Raw genomic sequence first — 19,719 nt, forward strand, 5'->3', positions numbered from 1 at the left:
CTCCGATCGGTCTACCCGAATGGACCGCTGGGGCGTTGAAGTCCCGATTTCGGGAACACGGGAGGACGCGACGCGCGCCGGGCGGGAACGCTTAGGCCAGGCCGGATTCGTGGGCCAGCTCGTGGAGCATCGAGTCGAAGAGGCGGTCGGCGTGCGTGAGGTCGAACGGGAAGCGACCGAAGACCTCCAGGGCCACGTGCCCGTACAAGCGGACCCACCAGCGCAGCAGGACGTACACCGCGTCCGGGCTCAGGGCTTCCGGCGGGACCTCGATGCCCTCGGTGGACAACGCCGCCGCCAAGGCGTCCCGCTGCGCCGACATGTCCGGTAACTCGAACGGCAGCCCCGCCGCGGAATCGATCTTCACGGCGCCTTCGGCCAGGAACGGGCCGACGATGCCCAGGAAGACGCCGGCGAACTGGTCCTGCCTGCGGCTGCCCTCCTCGCCCCGCGGCGTGGCGAAGACCAGCGCGAACTCCTCGGGGTGCGCCATCGCCCAGCCCCGGAACCCCCGGCAGACCGCGAAGATCTTGTCCAGGAATCCCCCGGCCGCCGGTTCCAGCGCCGCGTGCAGCTCGGTCGCCAGGTCGGCGCAGATGTCGTCGCAGAGCTGGTGCAGCAGGTCTTCGCGGGATTCGCAGTACCGGTACAGGGCCGGCGCCGTGATGCCCAGCTCGCGGGCGATCGCGCGCAGCGTGACCGCGTCGCTCCCGTGCTCGACGAGCAGCGCCCGCGCGTGCTGGCGGATTTCGAGCTCGGTGGCCGCGCGAACCCGCCCGCGTCGAGACACCTCGGTCATGTGCCACTCCCGTGTCGCTGTGGACGACCGTGATTGTGGCCCATCCGGACCCTCGCCCGGGGGCACGCGGCCGAATCCGCCACCGCGGACGTGCTCGGGAGGCGGCCCCCGGGGTGAGCATCGTCTCGCTCCGGCCCCGAATGCGGCGGTGTCGCGAATGATTCGGGGGCCCGCGATGTTGCAGCTCGTGGGGCAACGCCGCGAGACCGGCCCGGAGCCGCGCGGCGGCCAGCACGCATGACTGGAGGAGAAGAGATGACCGCCGTCGTCGAGGAAGTCGTCGTCTACACCCGGCCCGGCTGCCCGTTCTGCACCGCGCTGCGCGCCGGGCTGCGGCGCCAGGGCTTGGCCTTCACCGAGCTGGACATCTGGGAGGACCCAAGCGCGGCGGCGGTGGTCCGCTCCATCGCCGATGGCAACGAGACGGTGCCGACCGTGGTCGTGGGCGAGTGGCAGGCGGTCAACCCCTCGGCGAGCGAGGTGGTCTCCGCGGTCGCCGAGCAGGCGCCGCACCTGCTGCCGGAGCAGCAGCCCGGCAAGGTGGACGGTGCGCTGAAGGCCCTCGGCCTGCGCAAGGCCCGGGACTGAGCGCGCCGACGGGCTTTTCACTGGGGGCCGACCGCACGGGGGGCGTTGCGGCCGGCCCTCAGCAGGTTGTGATCGTCGGTGGCGCGATACCGGCGAGCAACAACCCGTTCAGTCTGACGCCCGACTGCTCCGAAAAGATCCATGTACGGCTGGAATTTAGCTCGAACGGTGGATCCCCGAACGGGATCGAACTGTGGTCGGCCAGGCATGATGCGAACGACCCGTTCTCCTCTGCTTCCGAGGTGAACGGGCCGTTCGCGGGTCTGGCGGCGGTGTCTTGGTGGCATGAACGCGGAATCACTCCGAAGACGGGGCAGCCCCGGTCTGAACGACCGGGGACTGCGCTGGGTGGGCCTGGCTGGTGTCGACGGGCTCGCCCGGGATGGGAACCGGCTTGCCGGGCAGTTCGTTCGTCGGCGGCGGGAGTCTGTCGGAGGCCGTCTCCGACGCGTCGCTCCTGCCCGTGCCGGGTTCGGAGAGCTGGCTGGCGAAGAGGTTCACGATCGCGGCCAGGGGCTCGGCGAACCAGTCGAGGCGTGGTTTCGTTTCGGTGATCTGAGTGCTCAATGCCATGTCCACAGCCTCCTGTTCCGGGGGTTGCGGTCGGATCCGTACGGCTACTCAGTTGTTACTCATCGGTAGTGGATTCAATGCGACATTCGGGGGACGTAAGAACCACTGTCGCCACGGGGCGTGTTCACGCTGGCCACGGCGTTCGGGCCGAACGGTGTACTCGTGCCTACGATCGCCCCAAAGCCCGAACGAGAAGGGTATGGTCTAGACCATGTCGCGTTTGACTGGTGTCGGAGTCAGCTCCGGCCGCGCCTCGGGGCCGGTCGCCCGGGTCGCCGATCCCCTGCCCGAACCGTCCGCCACTCCCGCGCCCACCGATCCGGCCGCCGACGCGGCCCGCATCCGGCCCGCCGCCGAGGCTGTCGCCGAGCGGCTGTTCGAGCGCGCCACCCGGGTCGAGGGCGACGCCAAGGCCGTGCTGGAGACCACCGCGGCGATGGCGCTCGACCCGGCGCTGACCTCGCAAGCCGAACAACTCGTCACCGGCCGCTCGATGCCCGCGCCGCGCGCGGTGTTCGAGGCGGCCAACGGCTTCGCCGAGGCGCTGAGCGCGGCGGGCGGCTACATGGCCGAACGCGCCCGCGACGTGCAGGACGTCCGCGACCGGATCATCGCCGAGCTGCACGGCGTGACGCCGCCCGGCGTGCCCGAGCTGGCGCAGCCCAGCGTGCTGCTGGCCCGCGACCTCGCCCCCGCCGACACCGCCGACCTCGACCCGAGCCTGGTGCTCGCGCTGGTCACCGAGGAGGGCGGCCCGACCAGCCACACCGCGATCCTGGCGCGAGCGCTGGGGATCCCGGCGGTGGTGGCGGTCCGCGGCGTGCTCGGGGTGCCCGGCGTGGCCGGCGCGATCGTGGACGGCGACAGCGGCGAGGTCGAGACCTCCGAGGAAGCGGTGCCCGCGCAGGCCGCGGAGCGCGCCGCGGCCAAGGAGTGGAACGGCGTCGGCGAGACCGCGGACGGCAAGCCGGTCAAGGTCATCGCCAACGTCGGATCGGGCGCCGACGCGCGCGCCGCCGTCGCGGCCGGTGCGCAGGGAGTCGGCCTGTTCCGCACCGAGTTCTGCTACCTCGGCGCGAGCGAGGAACCGGCCGTCGAGACGCAGCGGTCCGCGTACCACGAGGTCATCGCGCCGTTCGCGGGCAAGCCGGTCATCGTCCGCACGCTCGACGCCGGCGCGGACAAGCCGCTGGCGTTCCTCGACATGGGCGTGGAGCCGAACCCGGCGCTCGGCGTGCGCGGGCTGCGGGTCGCCTTCGACCGGCCCGACGTGCTGGAACGGCAGCTGGAGGCGATCGCCGCGGCCGCGGCCGACTCCGGCGCCGAGGTGTCCGTGATGGCCCCGATGGTCGCGACCGTCGACGAGGCCGCCTGGTTCGCCGCCCGGGTGCGGGCCGCGGGCCTGGCGCGGGCCGGCGTGATGATCGAGATCCCGGCGGCGGCGTTGAGCGCGGCGGAGATCCTCGGCGCGGTCGACTTCGTCAGCATCGGCACCAACGACCTCGCGCAGTACGTCTTCGCCGCCGACCGGCAGGCGGGCGCGCTCGCCGAGCTCAACGATCCCTGGCAGCCGGCGCTGCTGCGACTGATCGCGATGATCGGCCGGGCCGGGCGGGAGCTCGACAAGCCCGTCGGCGTGTGCGGCGAGGCCGCCTCCGACCCGCTGCTGGCCGGGGTGTTCGCGGGCCTCGGCGTGACCAGCCTGTCGATGGCCGCGGCGGCGGTCCCGGCGGTCGGCGCGGCGCTGGCCGAGCACCCGCTCGCGGCCTTCGAGCAGGCGGCGGAAGCGGCCCTCGCGGCGGCGACCCCGGCCCGCGCCCGGGAAGCGGTCCGGACGGTCCTCGCCTGATCGGCCGGGCTGCCCCTGCGCCTGGTGTGGAGTGAACGGACCGTTCGCCTCGATAGGCGAGGTGAACAGGCCGTTCACTTCATCCCCCGGCGTCGGTGGGCACTGGTGGTGTGGAGTGAACGGACCGTTCGTCTCGATAGGTGAGGTGAACAGGCCGTTCACTTCATCCGGCCAGTGCTCGGCGGAGCATCGACCGCGGTGCCGGAGCCGACCTGGAACGAGCTTTCGGGGTCAGGCCTGGGATCGGGCGAGGACCGGGCGGACCAGGTCGCGCAGGTTCGGCGACGGCTCGATGCCCAGCTCCCGGTCCAGCAGGCGCTCGTAGCGCTGGTAGTGGCGCACCGCCTGCGCCGGATTCGCCTGCTGCAGCAGCACCTTGACCACCGCGCAGTGCGCCGTTTCCCGGAACGGCTCCACCTGCGTCGCCGCCTGCGCGATCTCCAGCGCCGCCCCCAGATGGTGCGACTGCACCAGCCGCTCCGCGGCCACCTCCAGCGCGTGCACCTGCAGCTGCTGCAGGCTCTCGCGCTCGGTCAGCACCCAGTCGTCGTACCAGCCCGGCAGCAGCGGCGCGTGCCTCGCCAGGTCGCGGCCGATCTCCGCGCAGTCCGCGGGCGACTCCGCCGAATCCTGTCGCACCAGGTAGCGCCCGGCCGCGACCAGCCCGTCGACGTCCAGCGTCACCAGCGGCGCGAGCTGGAGCTCGTGCGAGGTGCTGATCACCGCGCCCTTCGCCCGCTGGCGCACCCGCCACAGGGTCGTCCGGAGATTGGCCAGCGCGCTCTGCTCGTCGCTCTCCGGCCACAGGATGCCGGCGAGGTAGTCACGCTGGGTGCGCCCGCGCAGCGCGAGGAAGGCCAGCAGGCGCTGCCCGTTGCTGGACATCGCCACGCCCTCGCCGCCCGCCTGCAGGTCCCAGCCGCCGAGCAGCGACAGCCGGAACGGTTGGTCGGGCTGCGCAGGAGTGCGCGCCCGCACGCGTGTCATCGGACGCACTGTTCCACCGGTCATAGTTCCCCCCTCGACAGGCCTGAAACGGGCGCTCCGCGGGGAAGCCACTGCCCTCCCCCGGAAGTTCCCGAGCACCGGCGTGGACGCCGGAACCAGGGCCCACATTCGTGCCTATCGGGGCCACTCCACTCGGCTGTTACCGCACTACGGACCGTGACAAGGGGTCCTCATCACACACGTGTGGGGCTCCCACACCCCCCGGTGGGAGCCCCATGGAGGAGCACTTCAGGCGCGCACGCTGCGGTGGCGCCCGCCGGTGCTCCGTTGCTTGCGGCGGCGCGAGATGAGCCGGGAGATCCGCCGGTAGCTGCGCACCGCGAAGGCGCCCGCGCCGAGCCACGGCAGCAGCAGGATGATCATCGAGACGATCGCCAGGACCGGGGCCCAGAACTGCCCCTGCCCGACACCGGTCACGAGCATCGTCCAGTAGTCGTGACCCCGGCTGAACGCCCTGGACAGGTAGACCGGGAGCCGCCAGAGCAGCATGCCCAGCGCGAACACCAGCGTGGGCACCACGACCAGGACCCAGGCGGTGACCATGATCCGCACCCGCGGCCGCAGCCCGGAGTGCGTGCCGGGCACGTTGCCGCTCCGCCCGATGAGGCGCAGCAGGAACGGGCGGATCTGGGAGAACAGGTTCGGCACCCCGACCAGGTCGCCGAGGATGTAGTAGCCGTCCATGCGCAGCAGCGGCAGCAGCTGCTGCAGGATCTGGATGTGGCTCAGCGCGATGAAGACCAGTAGCGGCGCGAAGCCGGTCAGGCCGTAGATCCCGGCCATCGCCAGGATGAACACCGCGTTGAAGTAGATGCCGCCCAGGTCGGTGCGCAGCCGACCACGCCGGTCCAGGCGGTAGGCATCGGTGACGTTCGTGTAGAAGCACGGGATGATCAGCATGACGCCGACGCCGATCGCGCCCGGCTTGGCGCCGCCGTAGTGGCACCCGGCAGCGTGCCCCAGCTCGTGGAACAGCGTGCTGCTCACCATCAGGGCGAGCAGCAGGAGCACCTGCGACGGTTCACCGACGGACTGCTGGAACGCCAGGTCGACGTAGCCGGAGCCGATCAGCCACGCGTCGAACGCGATCAGCCCCAACAGCACGAGCACCACGATGACGGGCGTGTACAGCGGCGCCAGGACGGCGGCAGCCGCCCGCACCACCCGGGGAGGCGCGAGCACGCCGTGCATCGCCAGCGATAGCAGCGGATCCGCCTTCGGCGGCTCGGCCAGCGGCTCGGACAGGGTGGCGATGCCGAGCGGGTGCAGCTTCTCGTTGATGAGGAACTCCGCGTTGGCGGCGGACAGCTCCCGGCCGGTCGCCTGCGACGCCAGCGACGCCACTTCGGCCAGGCTCCGGGTGCCGTCGATCGCGGTCGCGACCTGGTACAGCAGCGGCGACACCAGCACCATCTGGCCGTCGCCGCGGGAGATCAGGTAACGCGGTTCGTCGAAGCCGCCACCCTCGTACTCCCCGCACAGCGACACTCCGTCGGCCAGCCGCGCGACCGACTGCTCGTCGGTCTCCGCCGCGCGGTCCGTCTGGGTGACTTCTGACATGGCTTCCTCCTGCGAACCCGTTCACGTGCGGTGGGCTGCACTGGTTTGGCGAGTGGTGGGCAGCGCGCGAGCCTGGCCGGGAGCGAACGCTTCGCTCCCGGCCAGACTGGGCCGTCAGACCTGGTTGATGACCTGGGCGGCCGTGGCCTGCGACCCGAAGAGGGCCACGGCGGTGTTGACCGCCACGACGGTGTTGACGTCAGGGAACAGGTTGCAGCCGCAGCCACCCAGGGCCTCGCGCTGCGGGAGCAGTTCCGCGGACTGGTCGTGAAGATCGAGAGTGTCCATATTCCATCTCCTCGTTTTGGTGGCCGGCCGCCCACCACGCGCAGCAGCGGTGGGCGGCCGGAGGTGTTAACGGCAGACCGGTCAGTGCTTGCCGCCGGCCTGGGTGATGACCTGGGCGGCCGTCGCCTGCGACCCGAAGAGAGCCACAGCGGTGTTGTCGGCCACGATGGTGTTGACGTCGCCGCCCCACCAGCCGCCGAGGGCCTCGCGCTCAGGCAGCATCTCAGCGAACTCGTACGAAAACTCCATGATCAGGCTCCTGTTCGCATTGACGGAATTTCGACTGCGGCTTCGTGCCGCTGGTGACGAGTACGCCAGAGGCCCGTCACCGGGCCGTCACCACGCCGTCACGCGGAGTCGCGAGGCGCCGCGCAGGTCCCGGGGTCACGGCCCGTAATGACGGGCGTGGCCAGCGAAAAGGGGACCCGTTGAAGATCTTTCATCGTTGAATCGGGTGAATCAGGAAAATCCTGCACCGATCGCGGGTCACCGAACGAAAAAAAGACCCGCGCACCGACCGGGCACACGGGTCTTGACCTGCGAATTCAATTGTTCTTGAAGCGGCGTGGCCGCAAGACGGGGCCAACCCCGGGAGGTCAGGCCCCTTCGGGCTCGGCTTCCTCTTGGTCCAGGCCGTGCTCGATGGCGTAGCGGGCGAGCTCCACCCGGTTGTGGAGCTGCAGCTTGCGCAGCGTCGACTGGACGTGGTTCTCCACCGTGCGGTGCGAGATGACCAGCTTCTTGGCGATCTGCCGGGCGGTCATCCCCTTCGCGACCAGCCGCAACACCTCGGTCTCCCGGTCGGTCAGCTGCGGCGCCTGCGACTCCGAGTCCGGGGTGATCGCCATCCGCCGGTACTCGCCGAGCACCAGCCCGGCCAGGCCGGGCGTGAACACCGCGTCGCCGGCGGCGGTGCGCCGCACCGCGTCCACCAGCTCCTCGACCGACGCCGACTTGACCAGGTAGCCGGACGCGCCGGCCTTCACCGCCTCCAGCACGTCGTTGTGCTCGCCGCTGGCGGACAGCACCAGCACCCGGGTCCCGGAGATCTCCTGGGTGATGTGCAGGGTTGCGCTGACCCCGGAGGTGTCGCCCAGGTTGAGGTCCATCAGCACGACGTCGGGCTTGACGGTCCGCGCGATGCGCAGCGCGGATGCGCCGTCGCTCGCGGTGGCCCGAACCTCGAAGCCGCGCTCCGTCAGGTCGCGGGCGACCCCGTCGCGCCACATCGGGTGGTCGTCGACGACCATCACGGTGACGGGCGGCTCGCTCATCGTTTTCCTCCTCTGCGGCGCTTGCCCGGGATCGCTTCCGGTCGGGGAACCCGGACCTCCCACTCCGTTCCCTCTCCGGGCGTGGTGTCGAGCGTGATCGTGCCACCCATCGACTCCACGCGGCCCCGAATCGACTTGGCCACGCCCAACCGTCCCTCGGCGGCGGCTTCTTCGAGGCGGCCCTCGGGGATGCCCGGGCCGTCGTCGCGAACGGTGAGCACGACCTCGTCCGGCAGCTCCTCCAGCAGCACCCACGCCTGGGCATCCTCGCCGGCGTGCTTCTCGACGTTCGCCAGCGCTTCCCGCGCCACCGCGAACAGGTCGCTGCTCAGCGGCTCCGGCAACCGCACCGGATTGCCCGGTATCGACACGTTGATCCGGCCGGTGCGCAGCACCTGCAGCCGCGCGGCGAGGTCGACCTCACCGTCCTCCGTGGTTTCCTGCGGCGTCGTGGCGACCAGCGCGCGCAGCGCGATCTCCTGCTCTCCCGCGAGTTTCGCCAGCTCGGCCGCTTCGCCGCCGAGCTCCGCGCCGCGTCGACGCACCCGCGCGAGCACCTGCAGCACGCTGTCGTGGATGTTGCGCGCCAGCCGTTCCCGCTCGGCGGTCGCGGCCTCCGCGCGCAGCGCGCGGGCCAGCCGATCGGTGGACCGGCGCGCGGTGTCCGAAGCCAGGCCGATCACCAGGCCGGTGCCGACCAGCAGCAGGGTGTCCAGCGACATGGTCTGGTCGCTGAAGCCGCGGATCAGGTAGTTGCTGGCCGCCGCGATGATCCCGGCGGCCAGCCCGCCGAACACGCCCCACTGCGAGGCGGCGGCGGTGACCATCGTCGGGTGCCACACCGTCACCACCGTCGGGAGGTTGTCGAGCATCTGGTGCTCGGTGAGGATGAATTCGTTGCTGAGGAACAGCGCGGACACCACGATGCAGTCGATCAGCACCATCCGGTTGGTGCGCCCCGCGCGGGACCAGTACCGCCAGACGGTGAACGCGGTCCACACGCCCATCAGGAAGATGACCACCGCCGCCAGCCACGGCCGCTCGTAATCGCCGAGCTGGTAGAAGAACCAGAAGCAGGCGTAGAGGAACGTGACCACGCGGAACACGTTGTGCCCGCGCCAAAGCGGCGAGCGGCCGTCGGCCACCTGCGGCTGGCGCGACGGCTGTTGCGGATTGCCCACATTCGCTCCTTCCCCAGCGGACCATCCTGCCGTACATCGAGGTTGGCGGAGACCGCCGGATCGAGCACTCTGCGTGTTTGTGATCACGACGAGCATCGCCCCGAATGGCCCGAGTGGCGAGCTTCGGCCGGGCGGTCCGCTGTGCGAGGCTCGGCGGGGGAGGTGATCGGCTTGGTGGGGGGATGGCTGCTGTGGCGACTGCGGCCAGCGGCGATCGCCTACGTGCTCACCGTGCAGGCGATCGCATTGGTGCTGGTCGTGCTGGTCTTCGTGACGAGCCGGTCGCCGCTGCCGCGCGAGCTGCTGACCTTCGCGATGCTGGCCGCCACCGCCGGGACGGTCATCGTGATCACCTCGGTGTCGATCAACGTGCAGCGGCAGGTGCGGCGGAACCCGTGGACGCTGCACATCGCCTACCTGGCCGCCGGAATCCTCACGCTGCCGCCGAACCTGCTGGTGCTCCTGCTGCTCGGGCCGACGCTGCACGGCGTGCTGGACGGCCGCCCGGAGCTGCACCGCTGGCTGTTCACCACGGCGGCCACCACGATCGCCACGCTGTCCGCGCGGTTCCTCATCGGCTGGTCGGAACCCGGCTGGTCGCCGGCGCAGTTCGTGCTGACCGGCGCGGTGCTGCTGCTGGTGCGGGCCTTCGTGGTCGCCGGCGGCATCCGGCTGCGCAACCCGTCGGCGGCGCGGGCGGACGTGGTGGGCGAGCCGATCGACGTGCTGCTCGGCATCGTCGCGGCGAGCCTGGGCGGGCTGCTGGCGGTGGCGGTGCACAGCGAGCCGGGCAGCGCCCTGCTGGCCGGGCCGCCGCTGGTCCTGCTGGACCTGGCGGGCCAGCTGCCGCAGTGGCGGCGGTCCGCGCAGCGGGACGGCAAGACGGGCCTGGCCAACGCCGCGCACTGGGAGCGGTTGGCGCGCAACGAACTCCACCGGGCGCAGACCCGCGGCCAGCCCGTCTCGCTGCTGCTGCTCGACCTCGACCACTTCAAGCGGGTCAACGACGAGATCGGGCACCTGGCGGGCGACACGGTGCTCGCGGCCGTCGCGATGATGCTGCGCAGCAGCGTGCGGCGGGAAGACGTGGTCGGCCGCTTCGGCGGCGAGGAGTTCGTGGTGCTGCTGCCGGGCACGGACACCGGCGTCGCGTGCGCGGTGGCGGACCGGGTCCGGGCGTCGACGGCCGCGTTGTCAGTGCCCGCCCGCGACGTCCACGGGCGGCACCGGGAGCTCGACGACCTGACGGTCAGCATCGGCGTGGCCACCACGTCCCGCTTCGGCTACGAGCTCACCGACCTGCTGGTGGCCGCAGATGCGGCCCTCCTAGCGGCGAAGTCCGGCGGCCGCAACGCGGTCACCCTCGCCTGAAGGCTGCTTCCGCAGGTGGGCTAAGCGGCTGCGCCGCTTCAAGGACAACGAACACCCCACGCCACAGCGTTCAGAACAGCCCCTTGAACCCCGTCAGGCCTCGGAGTTCTGCGGCGCCTGTTCCGGCTTCTCGTCCGGGGTCTCGTCGGGCGGCGGTGGTTCCGCTTCGGCCTCCCCGGCGGGTTCGGCCGGTTGCTCCGGTTCCTCCTCCACCAGCGAGCGGATCGCCGAGTTCAGCACCGCGACCATCGGCACCGCGAGCAGCGCGCCGACGATGCCCGAGACCACCACGCCGATGCTGATCGCCAGCACCACGCCCAGCGCGTGGATCTGCACGGCGCGGCCCAGGATCAGCGGCTGCAGCACGTTGCCCTCGATCTGCTGCACCGCGAGCACGATGCCGACCACGATCAGCGCGACGACCCAGCCCTTGGTCACCAGCGCCACCAGCACCGCGACCGCACCGGAGGCCACCGCGCCGACGATCGGCACGAAACCACCGAGGAACACCAGCGCCGCCAGCGGGATCGCCAGCGGCACGCCCAGGATCATCAGGCCCGTGCCGATGCCGAGCGCGTCCACCACCGCGACCAGCGCAGTCGCCCGCACGAAGCCGACCAGCGACGCGAAGCCCTTGCAGCCGGCGACGTCGACCCGGTGCCGCACGTGCTTCGGCGCCAGCTTCGTCACGAACAGCCACACCCCGCGGCCGTCGTGCAGGAAGTAGATCAGCGTGAACAGCGCCAGCACCAAGCCGGTGAGGAAGTTGCCGAAGGTGCCCGCGGTGGACAGCGCGCCGCTGGTCAACGCCGCCTGGTTGGCGGCCAGCCATTCCTGGGCCTGCGTCAGGTATTGGCCTATCTGCTCCTCGTTGATGTGCAGCGGGCCCTGCGCCAGCGAGTCCTTGAGCTGGTTGAGGCTGGCGACGACCTGGCGCTGCAGGTCGGGGAAGCCCTCGATGAACGCGTTGATGACGAAGGTGAGGACGCCGCCGACGACTGCGAGCCCGCCGATCAGCACCATCGCGGTGGCCAGCGCCCGCGGCACGCCGCGCCGGGCCAGCGAGGACACGATCGGGGCCAGCAGCGCCGACAGCAGCAGCGCGATGGCCACCGGGATCACGACGACGTAGATCTGGCCGATGACCAGCCCCACCACGTACAGGGCGCCGAGTACCACCACCAACCGCCAGCTCAACGCCGCCGAGACGCGGAGCACGCGGGGAATCGACGCCGCCGCGTCGTCCCGGGTGGTGATCTTGAAGTCGTTCACCCTGCCACCGTAGCGCCGACCACCGGACCCGGGGGCGGAATGACCACGGCGTGCAATCGGGTCGGAACACCAGTAACACGATGTGGCGAAGCTGTCGCTCTGTGCTTACGGAAGTGGCGGTTGTGGTGAAAGAGTGCGCGGCGGCGAGGAGGCAGGGTCCAACAGGGAGTCGCCCGAAGCCGAGGAGGTTCTGGCACCGAGATGTCCGGCCGCTACCGCACGACGGGAGCCGCCCGACCGTGGCGGCTGCTGACCCGTGCCCTGGTGGTGGCGGGCGCGACGGCGGCCGGAACCTCCGCGGCTTGGCTCATCGGCACCGGGCTCCCGGCGGACGCCGCGAACCTCGCCCCGGCCGCGCCCGCCGACGAATCGGCCGCGCCGCCGGAATCGGCGAACCCGCCGGCCGCGCCGGTGGAAGGTGCGACCACCGACCGGTCCGGCCCGGCGGAGTTCTCGCTCGGCCGCCTGAACCCGGTCGAGCTGGTCCGGTCCGAGCCGGCGGAGCGGTTGCTCGACGCGGCGAAGCCGGTGACCGGCGTGCTGCAGGAGTCCGCCGACGGCGTCCGGCACGTCGCGGGCGACGCGCTGTCGGTGACCGAAGCCCAGGCGGGTGCGCTGTCCACGTCCGTCGACAGTGGACTGGACGGGCTCGAAGGCCCGCTGCTGTCCGGGGAAACCGCCCCGCAGCAGGGTTTTTCGCCGTCCGCGCCGCTTCCGCAGGCCGCACCGGCGCCGGGCGCAGCGCCCGCCGTCCCGCAGCCGACGCAGCTGGTCGAGCACCAGCGGTCGCCGGAGCAGGCGGACGCGGTCACCCGGCCGCGCGCGCCGGAACCCGCTGAGGCGCCCGGAAACCAGGGCTGGCCAAGGCCTTTCGCCCTGCCCACGCTGCCCGGTGCGCCCGGCTGCGGTGGTACCGGCGACGGGCCGCAGCACAACCCCGCCGCGGTCGGCTGCTACCCGGCCGAACCGGCCCGCACCCCCGTCTTCGCCGGGGCGTCGACCCGCGACATCGCCAGCACGCTGCTCAGCGCGCCCGAACCGCAGCCGGGCACTACACCCGACTAGACCGCCGCGCGGCGCAGGCGACGGATCTCGTTGCCGCCGAAAGGAAATCCGCCGCGCGCAACCTGGCTCCACATTTCCGATGCCCGCCGTCTCCCGATGATCAAGTTCCGATGACGGTGTGGCTCCCGCAGTTGATTTTCCTCCCCGGCAGGGGGAAACCTTGTGAAGGAGAGATCCATGCAGACTTGGGCGAAGCGCGGTGTGCAAGCCGCGCTGGTCACTGGTGGGATGTTGGCCGTCGGCACGGGGGTCGCGTCCGCCAGCCAGGCCTGCCCGGAGCGTCCGACCCCGCCGCTGGGCGAATCGATGCTCCCCCCAGTACTCGACGAGCTCGGAGACGATGCGGTGCCTGCCGATCGGTGCTTCGCGGGTGAGCTGTTCCCCGAGAGCTCCGGCGCGCGGTACAACGCGCCGCTGGTGGAGCCGCGGACCAGCCACCCGGTCACCGCGATCGCGGGCACCATCGACCCGGTGCGCGACCTGCTGCCGGCCGTCGAGAACGAGCTGACCCGGGAGATGCCGGCGCTGCGCGACTGGCACATCCCGGCGCAGACCGCCCCGCTGCACTTGGCCGGCTGGGTCGCCGACCCCGCCGAAGCCCGGCCGCTGGACCTCGTGCCCGGCCTGTCGCCCTTCGCCGGCGACCGCCCGGTCACGCCCGCCGAGGGCTTCCACCGCTCGCTGAGCTGGGCAGGTCCCATCGGTGCCGTCATCCAGGGAGGTGCCAACACCCTCGACGAGGGTGCTTTTCAAACGGGTGCGCTCCTGGATGTCCCTGCAGACCTCGTGATCCCGCACGACGACCTGGTCTACTTCGACGGCTTCAGCACCCCGGCCGGCGGCATCGTCGAGCTCTGGGAGGGCGCGCTGTCCCGCGGCCAGGGCGGCCTGGTGACGCCGGACCAGGTGGACCTCACCACCGCGGAGCTGCCCGGGCTGCGCAGCGACCTGCGCACCGTGCCGCACGAGGTGCTGGCCGGGGCGCTGTCCGCGGTCGCCGCCGAGCCGGCGCCGCGCGCCGACCTCGTGCCGCTGGAGGTGCCGGGCGAGCACCAGGTGAAGGCCAACGAGATCCCGGACCTCACCGGAATCCCCCTGGTCAGCGTGTCCCGGACGCCGGGCACCACGCAGCGCGGCGAGTCCCCCGGCGTGACGGCGCCGCTGCCGGCGCTGGGCGAGCTCAACGCGTTCAGCGGCGGCCAGACCTCGGTGCCGCAGGTCAGCCGGATCTCCTCCGCGCTGGACGGCACCGCGGCGCGCAGCGAGGAGCCGGTGTTCACGGCTGCGCCGCTGCGCTCCGACGTGGCGGTCACGGTGCTGAACGAGCTGGCCGCGGCGGTGCCCCCGGAGCAGGTCGTCACGCAGAACCCGTTCCGGCCGGTGCCCGCGCCGCGGACCGGCGGCATGGCGCTGCCGGTGCTCGACGGCGGCGTCCCGGACATCACGGCGGTGCAGGGCCACACGCTCCCGATGCCGGGCGTGACCTCGGACGGCGTCCTGCGCTCCCTGGAGAACGCGGACACGGTCGTGTTCAACCGGATCTGATCCGAACGCGAAGAAACCGGGGCGAGCACCACGCTCGCCCCGGTTTTTCATGCCCACGTCCCGGGTGGCCAAGGATCGTGAGTGTTTTGGATCGTCATGGCGATCCAAAACACTCACGAACGGCTACGGCACCGGCGCGATTCGAGGGGCTTCCGGGGCCGCTTCGCCCGGGTCGATCACCGTGCGCCGGGAGCGCCACCACAGCACCGCGTTGTAGAGCAGGAACGCCAGTCCGAAGTAGACGTAGGAGTTGCCGATCAGCTGCTGGAAGAAGTTCCAGGTCAGCTCCAGGCCGTCGCCCTGGGGCATCTTCCAGTGCGGGCCCATCATGAAGAACCCGGCCGTCATGGCGGCCGCGAGCAGCAGCCCCCAGTTCCGCCGGACGTAGCCCGCGCCGAGCAGCAGCACCAGGCCCGGGATCGCCCAAACCCAGTGGTGCGACCAGGAGATCGGCGACACCAGCAACCCGAGGATGGCGTTGATCGTCACCGCCGTCGGCAGATCCCGCTGCCGGACCGCGTGCACCATCCCCACCACGGCCAGCACCAGCGCGAGGAGCGCGAGCAGCCCGAACACCACGGTCAGGCTCGGCGTGGACATCTTGCTCAGCAGCGAGCGCAGCGACTGGTTGCCCGCGTAGGTCGACGCGTCGCCGGTGAACTTCGGCCCGAAGGACACGTTGCTGCTGGCCAGCATCTCCTGCAGCCAGAACCGCCGGGCGTTGTCGAAGGTCAGCGCGAAGCCCAGCAGCACGGTGCCCAGGAAGGTCAGCAGCGAGACCACGATCGTCCGGACATCCCGGCGCAGCAGCGGCAGCAGCAGGAACACCAGCGGCGTCAGCTTGATCCCGGCGGCCAGGCCGATCAGCAGGCCGCGGGAGTACGGCAGTTTCTTCGCGCCGTCGGTCCGCCAGAGGCAGTCGATCATGACCAGCGCCATCAGCACGATGTTGATCTGCGCGTAGGTGATCGTCTCCAGCACTGGCTCGCTGATCGTGGCCAGCGGCAGCACCGCCGCCGTCACCAGCAGCACCTTGTCCCGGTGCGCGCGCAGGAACGTCGAGGCGCTGAGCACCACGTACAGCGTCGCGATGAGCGCGAGGTGGCTGACCAGCATGATCACCGCGGTCGAGCCGGCCTTCGGGATCAGGGCCAGCGGCGCGAACAGGATCGCCGCGAACGGCGGGTAGATGAACGGCAGCTCCAGCCCGGATTCGGTGGCCGGGAGGCCGTTGTAGAGGTCGCGCCCGGCCAGCAGCGCCTTCGCGCCGAGCCGGTAGACCTCACCGTCGATGTGGTCGTGCGTGTTGACGGTGGAGACCACCATCACCGCGACCAGCTCCGCGACCGCGATCACGGCCAGCAGAGATCGGTGGTCGCGCAACCGCTCCCACAGCGGCGGTCGACCCGCGGTCCCGTGCACCGGCATGCACCATCCTCTCGCCTGCGGCACCTCGACCAGCGTAGGGATTCGATCGGCAGAGGGGACGGCGCGGGGCGTTTTGAGCGCAATGCCACCTATCGATGTTTCACCTGCTCGCCTCATCAAATCCCGGCCGTCGAGGTGACCTGGGCGGAAACGGTGCGTGAACAACTAACGCACAGTTATGCGCACAGCGTGAATACCACCATTACGGGTGGTGACTGAGGCCTTGAATTTCGCCCTGCACTGAGGGGAGGCTCAGACGGACTGCTCCGTTTGGTGGGGAGGAGGGGGCCGAATGAGTGTCCTCGAGGTGACCGCACCGGGCCAGTTGGCGCCGGTTTGGGACGAACTCATCAGCGGACTGAATCTCGGCGTGCTGCTGACCGATGACCGTGGCCAGGTGCTGGCCACCAACGACGTCGCCGCCGAACTGATGCAGCTGGCCAAGGCCGACCTGCTCACCGGCGCCCGGCCCACCGGCTGGCAGGTGCGCGACGACACCGGCGCCCCGATGCCCGACTGGGCCGAGCTGGCCGGCCAGGTGTTGCGGGCCGGTTCGCCGCTGTCCATCCCGATGGTGATCGCCCGCAGCGGCCAACCGCTGAGCCGCATCTGGGCGGACTACCACGCGGTGCAGGTGCAGGGCCGCCGCCGGGTGCTGGTGCTGCTGCAGCCGGTGCACACCGATGTCCCGCACAGCCGCGGCCTGCTGGACCCGCTGACCGGCCTGCCGGCCCGCGTCCTCCTGCTGGACCGGTTGGAGCAGTCGCTGGTTCGCGCCCGCAGCCGCGGCACGCTGTCCACGCTGGTGCTCATCGACGTGCAGCGGCTGGCCGCCTTCAACGCCGAGTACGGCTTCGACCGGGGCGACGACCTGCTGACCACGCTGGCCGGGCGGCTACGGGAGGGGCTCAGCGACGAGCACACCGTTGCCCGCTACGGCGGCGACGAGTTCGCGGTGGTCGCGGAGCACCCGAGCGGCACCGGCGAGGAGATCGCCGCGCAGGCGCGGGAGGTGGCGGGCTGGCCGGTGCGCATCGGCCGAAAGCGAGTTCGTCCCGGATTGCGGGTGAGCTGGGTGACCACCGACGGTCAAGCGTCGGTGCACGCGGTCCTCGCCCGGGCCGAACAACAGCTCCAACACTAGGAAAGGAGGTACCGCGTGGGTCTTGAGCAGACCCCGAGCAAGAAACAGGGGGCACCCGCGCGAAGCAGGTGCCCCCTCCTCATGCCCGTCCGAGTCTCCGCAATTTCAATGGAAATCAGAGGTCCGATTTCCATTGAAATTGCGCGAGTTATCCACAACCGGCCGAAGTTGTCCACAAGGGTTCGGTGTGTCGTGGCGTGACACGCCGACAGTGCGCAACTTCCATTGAAATCGCGGTCAGCGCTCCAGTTTGCCGGCGATGAAGTCCTCGACCGCCTGGTAGGCGGCGGAGTCGGAGTACTGTTCCGGCGGCGACTTCATGAAGTACGACGACGCGGACAGGATCGGCCCGCCGATGCCCCGGTCCTTGGCGATCTTGGCGGCCCGGATCGCGTCGATGATGATCCCCGCCGAGTTCGGCGAGTCCCACACCTCCAGCTTGTACTCCAGGTTCAGCGGCACGTCGCCGAACGCGCGGCCCTCCAGCCGGATGTAGGCCCACTTGCGGTCGTCCAGCCACGGCACGTAGTCCGACGGCCCGATGTGCACGTTGCGCTTGCCGAGGTCGCGGTCCACCTGCGAGGTCACCGACTGCGTCTTGGAGGTCTTCTTCGACTCCAGCCGCTCCAGTTCCTTCATGTTCAGGAAGTCCATGTTGCCGCCGACGTTCAGCTGCATCGTGCGGTCCAGGTGCACGCCGCGGTCCTCGAACAGCTTGGCCAGCACCCGGTGCGTGATGGTGGCCCCGACCTGCGACTTGATGTCGTCGCCGACGATCGGCACGCCCGCGTCGGTGAACTTCTGCGCCCACTCCGGGTCGGAGGCGATGAACACCGGCAGCGCGTTGACGAAGGCCACGCCGGCGTCCAGCGCGCACTGCGCGTAGAACTTGTCCGCCGCTTCGGAGCCCACCGGCAGGTAGGACACCAGGACGTCGACCTCGGCGTCCTTGAGCGCCTGCACCACGTCGACCGGCCGCTCGTCGGACTCCTCGATGGTCTCCCGGTAGAAGCGGCCGAGACCGTCGTAGGTGTGGCCGCGCTGCACGGTGACGCCCAGCGGGGGCACGTCGGCGATCTTGATGGTGTTGTTCTCGCTGGCGACGATCGCCTCGGACAGATCGCGGCCGACCTTCTTCGCGTCCACGTCGAAGGCGGCGACGAACTTCACGTCGCGCACGTGGTAGTCGCCGAAGGTGACGTGCATCAGGCCCGGAACCCGGGTCCCGGGCTCGGCGTCGGCGTAGTAGTGAACGCCCTGCACCAGCGACGCCGCGCAGTTCCCGACGCCCACGATCGCCACCCGCACCGCTCGACGATCTCCGCCCATGGCAGGGCCCTCCTTCTTGCTCATCTGTCGTGTCCTTGCAGTTCTTGCTCGCCGACGTTGGGTCGGCCCGGCGCCGCAGCAGCCTGCTCGGCGCGTTCCTGTTCGATGATTTCGTCGAGCCAGCGGACCTCGTGCTCGCTGTGGTCCAGCCGGAGCCGGTGCAGCTCGCGGGTATACCGGTCCAACCGGTCCCCGGAGCCCGCCAATGCGCTGCGCAGGCCGTCGCGGCGTTCCTCGACGCGGCGCCGACGCCCTTCCAGGATCCGCATCCGGACCTCGGCCGGCGTGCGGGAGAAGAACACCATGTGCACGCCGAAGGCGTTGTCGTCGCAGGCCTGCGGCCCGCAGTCGCCGACCAGCTCGGCGAACCGGTGCTGCCCGGCAGCTGTGATGCGGTACACGCGGCGCGTCCGCCGACCCCACCCGCGCGAGCCGGGTGCGTCGGTTTCTTCCTCGATCAACCCGGCGCGCTGCAGCCTGCGCAACGTCGGGTACAAAGTTCCGCAGGACAGTGCGCGGAAGGCGCCGAGCGCGTCGTGCAACCGCTTCCGCAGCTCATAGCCGTGCATCGGGGCTTCGTGGAGCAGCCCGAGCACGGCGAGTTCCAGCATTCGCACCTCCTCCGCCCGCGTTCAGCGCCCGATTGCCGCCCAATCGCGGCGCCGGATTCCAGGGCGGCCCCGCACACCACAGATCGCGGCGAGGCAGGCCACCCTTCGGATTGTATCGCGCCGATATATCGGAAAACACAATCGAGCGGCCCTTGACGTGGTGGTCGTCACCGCTGGTGGCGGTCGGGGGCCCGGCCTGCCCTGAACGGCGCATGGAGCAGCCGTCGCCGACACGTACTCTGTGGGCGTGCGGACCCAACGGCAAGTGGTCGACTACGCGTTGCAGCGCCGAGCGCTGCTCGCGCAGGTCCACGCTGGCCGCGTCGGGGTGATGGAGGTCTGCGACGCCGATCCGTACCTGCTGCGGGCGGCGAAATTCCATGGTGAGCCGAGCGGGGTGACCTGCCCGGTGTGCCGGAAGGAACCGTTGACCCTGGTCTCCTGGGTCTTCGGCGACGCCCTCAAGCACGCGTCCGGAACGGCGCGGGCCCCCGAGGAGCTCGACCGGATGGCGGCCATGTTCGAGGAGTTCAACGTCTACGTCGTAGAGGTATGCCGCACATGTAATTGGAACCACCTGGTGCAGTCGTACGTCCTCGGGACAGATGGGTTGAACAACAGCCGGTCCCGGCGCAAGACTGCAGCGGAGTGACGGCGGTCGTGACCCCGAACACGATCGCGCGCCCGGTGCGGCGCAAACCCCGACGTGAACGCATCACACGGCGTCCGACGACGCCTGTCCTGGAGGCCCACTCGTGAACGACGAGCGTGACGACCCCACCCGAGGGCGCCACTCACGGCATCCGCACCCCGACGGTCGAGGCACGCCACCCC

19 protein-coding genes are annotated in these 19,719 nt (G+C 70.8%); 7 read left to right on the forward strand and 12 right to left on the reverse strand.

Annotation, left to right across the window (positions count from 1 at the left end):
• Positions 1–91 precede the first annotated feature (91 nt).
• A complete protein-coding gene (locus E1288_RS01615; RefSeq protein ID WP_132479487.1) occupies positions 92–799 on the reverse strand; it encodes a TetR/AcrR family transcriptional regulator in 708 nt (235 codons plus the stop codon).
• Between the two features lie 255 nt (positions 800–1,054).
• On the opposite strand from E1288_RS01615, the gene E1288_RS01620 reads away from it, so the two are divergent.
• Positions 1,055–1,387: a glutaredoxin family protein gene (locus tag E1288_RS01620; protein ID WP_132479489.1), complete on the forward strand. Its 333-nt coding sequence runs from the start codon at positions 1,055–1,057 to the stop codon at positions 1,385–1,387.
• Positions 1,388–1,684: 297 nt separating this feature from the next.
• Here E1288_RS01620 and E1288_RS01625 read toward each other — a convergent pair whose 3' ends face one another.
• Complete coding sequence (locus E1288_RS01625) at positions 1,685–1,960, reverse strand: hypothetical protein (protein ID WP_132479491.1); 276 nt, start codon at positions 1,958–1,960, stop codon at positions 1,685–1,687.
• Positions 1,961–2,171: 211 nt separating this feature from the next.
• On the opposite strand from E1288_RS01625, the gene ptsP reads away from it, so the two are divergent.
• Complete coding sequence (gene ptsP, locus E1288_RS01630) at positions 2,172–3,809, forward strand: phosphoenolpyruvate--protein phosphotransferase (protein ID WP_132479493.1); 1,638 nt, start codon at positions 2,172–2,174, stop codon at positions 3,807–3,809.
• Between the two features lie 231 nt (positions 3,810–4,040).
• Here the strand turns inward: ptsP and E1288_RS01635 are convergent, their stop codons facing one another.
• The 6 genes from E1288_RS01635 to macS form a co-directional block, all read right to left on the reverse strand.
• A complete protein-coding gene (locus E1288_RS01635) occupies positions 4,041–4,796 on the reverse strand; it encodes an AfsR/SARP family transcriptional regulator (protein WP_165967927.1) in 756 nt (251 codons plus the stop codon).
• A 249-nt stretch (positions 4,797–5,045) separates the two neighbouring features.
• Positions 5,046–6,377: a hypothetical protein gene (locus E1288_RS01640; protein WP_132479497.1), complete on the reverse strand. Its 1,332-nt coding sequence runs from the start codon at positions 6,375–6,377 to the stop codon at positions 5,046–5,048.
• 114 nt (positions 6,378–6,491) lie between these two features.
• Positions 6,492–6,665, reverse strand: a complete 174-nt coding sequence (locus E1288_RS46685) for a hypothetical protein (RefSeq protein ID WP_165967928.1) — start codon at positions 6,663–6,665, stop codon at positions 6,492–6,494.
• A gap of 81 nt (positions 6,666–6,746) precedes the next feature.
• A complete protein-coding gene (locus tag E1288_RS46690) occupies positions 6,747–6,914 on the reverse strand; it encodes a hypothetical protein (RefSeq protein ID WP_165967929.1) in 168 nt (55 codons plus the stop codon).
• A 347-nt stretch (positions 6,915–7,261) separates the two neighbouring features.
• A complete protein-coding gene (locus tag E1288_RS01645; RefSeq protein ID WP_132479499.1) occupies positions 7,262–7,939 on the reverse strand; it encodes a response regulator in 678 nt (225 codons plus the stop codon).
• Positions 7,936–9,120 carry a MacS family sensor histidine kinase gene (macS, locus tag E1288_RS01650; RefSeq protein ID WP_132479501.1) on the reverse strand — a complete coding sequence of 395 codons (1,185 nt, stop codon included), beginning with the start codon at positions 9,118–9,120 and terminating at the stop codon, positions 7,936–7,938. The genes E1288_RS01645 and macS overlap by 4 nt, the downstream gene beginning before the upstream one ends.
• A 174-nt stretch (positions 9,121–9,294) precedes the next feature.
• On the opposite strand from macS, the gene E1288_RS01655 reads away from it, so the two are divergent.
• The gene (locus tag E1288_RS01655) at positions 9,295–10,491 is read left to right on the forward strand and encodes a GGDEF domain-containing protein (RefSeq protein WP_165967938.1); all 1,197 of its coding nucleotides are present in this window, start codon (positions 9,295–9,297) and stop codon (positions 10,489–10,491) included.
• Between the two features lie 93 nt (positions 10,492–10,584).
• Here the strand turns inward: E1288_RS01655 and E1288_RS01660 are convergent, their stop codons facing one another.
• Positions 10,585–11,763, reverse strand: a complete 1,179-nt coding sequence (locus E1288_RS01660) for an AI-2E family transporter (protein WP_132479505.1) — start codon at positions 11,761–11,763, stop codon at positions 10,585–10,587.
• A gap of 201 nt (positions 11,764–11,964) precedes the next feature.
• On the opposite strand from E1288_RS01660, the gene E1288_RS01665 reads away from it, so the two are divergent.
• Positions 11,965–12,828, forward strand: coding sequence for a hypothetical protein (locus tag E1288_RS01665; RefSeq protein WP_132479507.1), 864 nt, complete (start codon positions 11,965–11,967; stop codon positions 12,826–12,828).
• Between the two features lie 177 nt (positions 12,829–13,005).
• Entirely contained in the window at positions 13,006–14,373 is a 1,368-nt protein-coding gene (locus E1288_RS01670; RefSeq protein WP_132479509.1) for a hypothetical protein, read from the forward strand.
• 123 nt (positions 14,374–14,496) lie between these two features.
• Here the strand turns inward: E1288_RS01670 and E1288_RS01675 are convergent, their stop codons facing one another.
• Complete coding sequence (locus tag E1288_RS01675) at positions 14,497–15,801, reverse strand: glycosyltransferase 87 family protein (protein ID WP_132479511.1); 1,305 nt, start codon at positions 15,799–15,801, stop codon at positions 14,497–14,499.
• A gap of 292 nt (positions 15,802–16,093) precedes the next feature.
• Here E1288_RS01675 and E1288_RS01680 point away from each other — a divergent pair, with 292 nt between their 5' ends.
• Positions 16,094–16,945, forward strand: coding sequence for a GGDEF domain-containing protein (locus E1288_RS01680; RefSeq protein WP_132479513.1), 852 nt, complete (start codon positions 16,094–16,096; stop codon positions 16,943–16,945).
• Positions 16,946–17,182: 237 nt separating this feature from the next.
• Here the strand turns inward: E1288_RS01680 and E1288_RS01685 are convergent, their stop codons facing one another.
• The gene (locus tag E1288_RS01685; RefSeq protein ID WP_132479608.1) at positions 17,183–18,274 is read right to left on the reverse strand and encodes an inositol-3-phosphate synthase; all 1,092 of its coding nucleotides are present in this window, start codon (positions 18,272–18,274) and stop codon (positions 17,183–17,185) included.
• A gap of 20 nt (positions 18,275–18,294) precedes the next feature.
• Positions 18,295–18,885, reverse strand: coding sequence for a PadR family transcriptional regulator (locus E1288_RS01690; RefSeq protein ID WP_132479515.1), 591 nt, complete (start codon positions 18,883–18,885; stop codon positions 18,295–18,297).
• Between the two features lie 247 nt (positions 18,886–19,132).
• Here E1288_RS01690 and E1288_RS01695 point away from each other — a divergent pair, with 247 nt between their 5' ends.
• Positions 19,133–19,537, forward strand: coding sequence for a DUF5318 domain-containing protein (locus tag E1288_RS01695; RefSeq protein ID WP_207954109.1), 405 nt, complete (start codon positions 19,133–19,135; stop codon positions 19,535–19,537).
• The last annotated feature ends 182 nt before the right edge of the window (positions 19,538–19,719 follow it).

This window comes from Saccharopolyspora elongata (assembly GCF_004348985.1).
In the GTDB taxonomy this organism is placed as follows: Bacteria; Actinomycetota; Actinomycetes; order Mycobacteriales; family Pseudonocardiaceae; genus Saccharopolyspora; species Saccharopolyspora elongata.

Bases quoted from the DNA above. Each gene is read 5' to 3' on its own strand.
- E1288_RS01670 (WP_132479509.1), top strand. From the start codon at position 13,006: ATGCAGACTTGGGCGAAGCGCGGTGTGCAAGCCGCGCTGGTCACTGGT.
- E1288_RS01635 (WP_165967927.1), bottom strand. From the start codon at position 4,796: ATGACACGCGTGCGGGCGCGCACTCCTGCGCAGCCCGACCAACCGTTC.
- E1288_RS01620 (WP_132479489.1), top strand. From the start codon at position 1,055: ATGACCGCCGTCGTCGAGGAAGTCGTCGTCTACACCCGGCCCGGCTGC.
- E1288_RS01625 (WP_132479491.1), bottom strand. From the start codon at position 1,960: ATGGCATTGAGCACTCAGATCACCGAAACGAAACCACGCCTCGACTGG.
- ptsP (WP_132479493.1), top strand. From the start codon at position 2,172: ATGTCGCGTTTGACTGGTGTCGGAGTCAGCTCCGGCCGCGCCTCGGGG.
- E1288_RS01645 (WP_132479499.1), bottom strand. From the start codon at position 7,939: ATGAGCGAGCCGCCCGTCACCGTGATGGTCGTCGACGACCACCCGATG.
- E1288_RS46690 (WP_165967929.1), bottom strand. From the start codon at position 6,914: ATGGAGTTTTCGTACGAGTTCGCTGAGATGCTGCCTGAGCGCGAGGCC.
- E1288_RS01680 (WP_132479513.1), top strand. From the start codon at position 16,094: ATGAGTGTCCTCGAGGTGACCGCACCGGGCCAGTTGGCGCCGGTTTGG.
- E1288_RS01675 (WP_132479511.1), bottom strand. From the start codon at position 15,801: ATGCCGGTGCACGGGACCGCGGGTCGACCGCCGCTGTGGGAGCGGTTG.
- E1288_RS46685 (WP_165967928.1), bottom strand. From the start codon at position 6,665: ATGGACACTCTCGATCTTCACGACCAGTCCGCGGAACTGCTCCCGCAG.
- E1288_RS01615 (WP_132479487.1), bottom strand. From the start codon at position 799: ATGACCGAGGTGTCTCGACGCGGGCGGGTTCGCGCGGCCACCGAGCTC.
- E1288_RS01665 (WP_132479507.1), top strand. From the start codon at position 11,965: ATGTCCGGCCGCTACCGCACGACGGGAGCCGCCCGACCGTGGCGGCTG.
- E1288_RS01685 (WP_132479608.1), bottom strand. From the start codon at position 18,274: ATGGGCGGAGATCGTCGAGCGGTGCGGGTGGCGATCGTGGGCGTCGGG.
- E1288_RS01690 (WP_132479515.1), bottom strand. From the start codon at position 18,885: ATGCTGGAACTCGCCGTGCTCGGGCTGCTCCACGAAGCCCCGATGCAC.
- E1288_RS01640 (WP_132479497.1), bottom strand. From the start codon at position 6,377: ATGTCAGAAGTCACCCAGACGGACCGCGCGGCGGAGACCGACGAGCAG.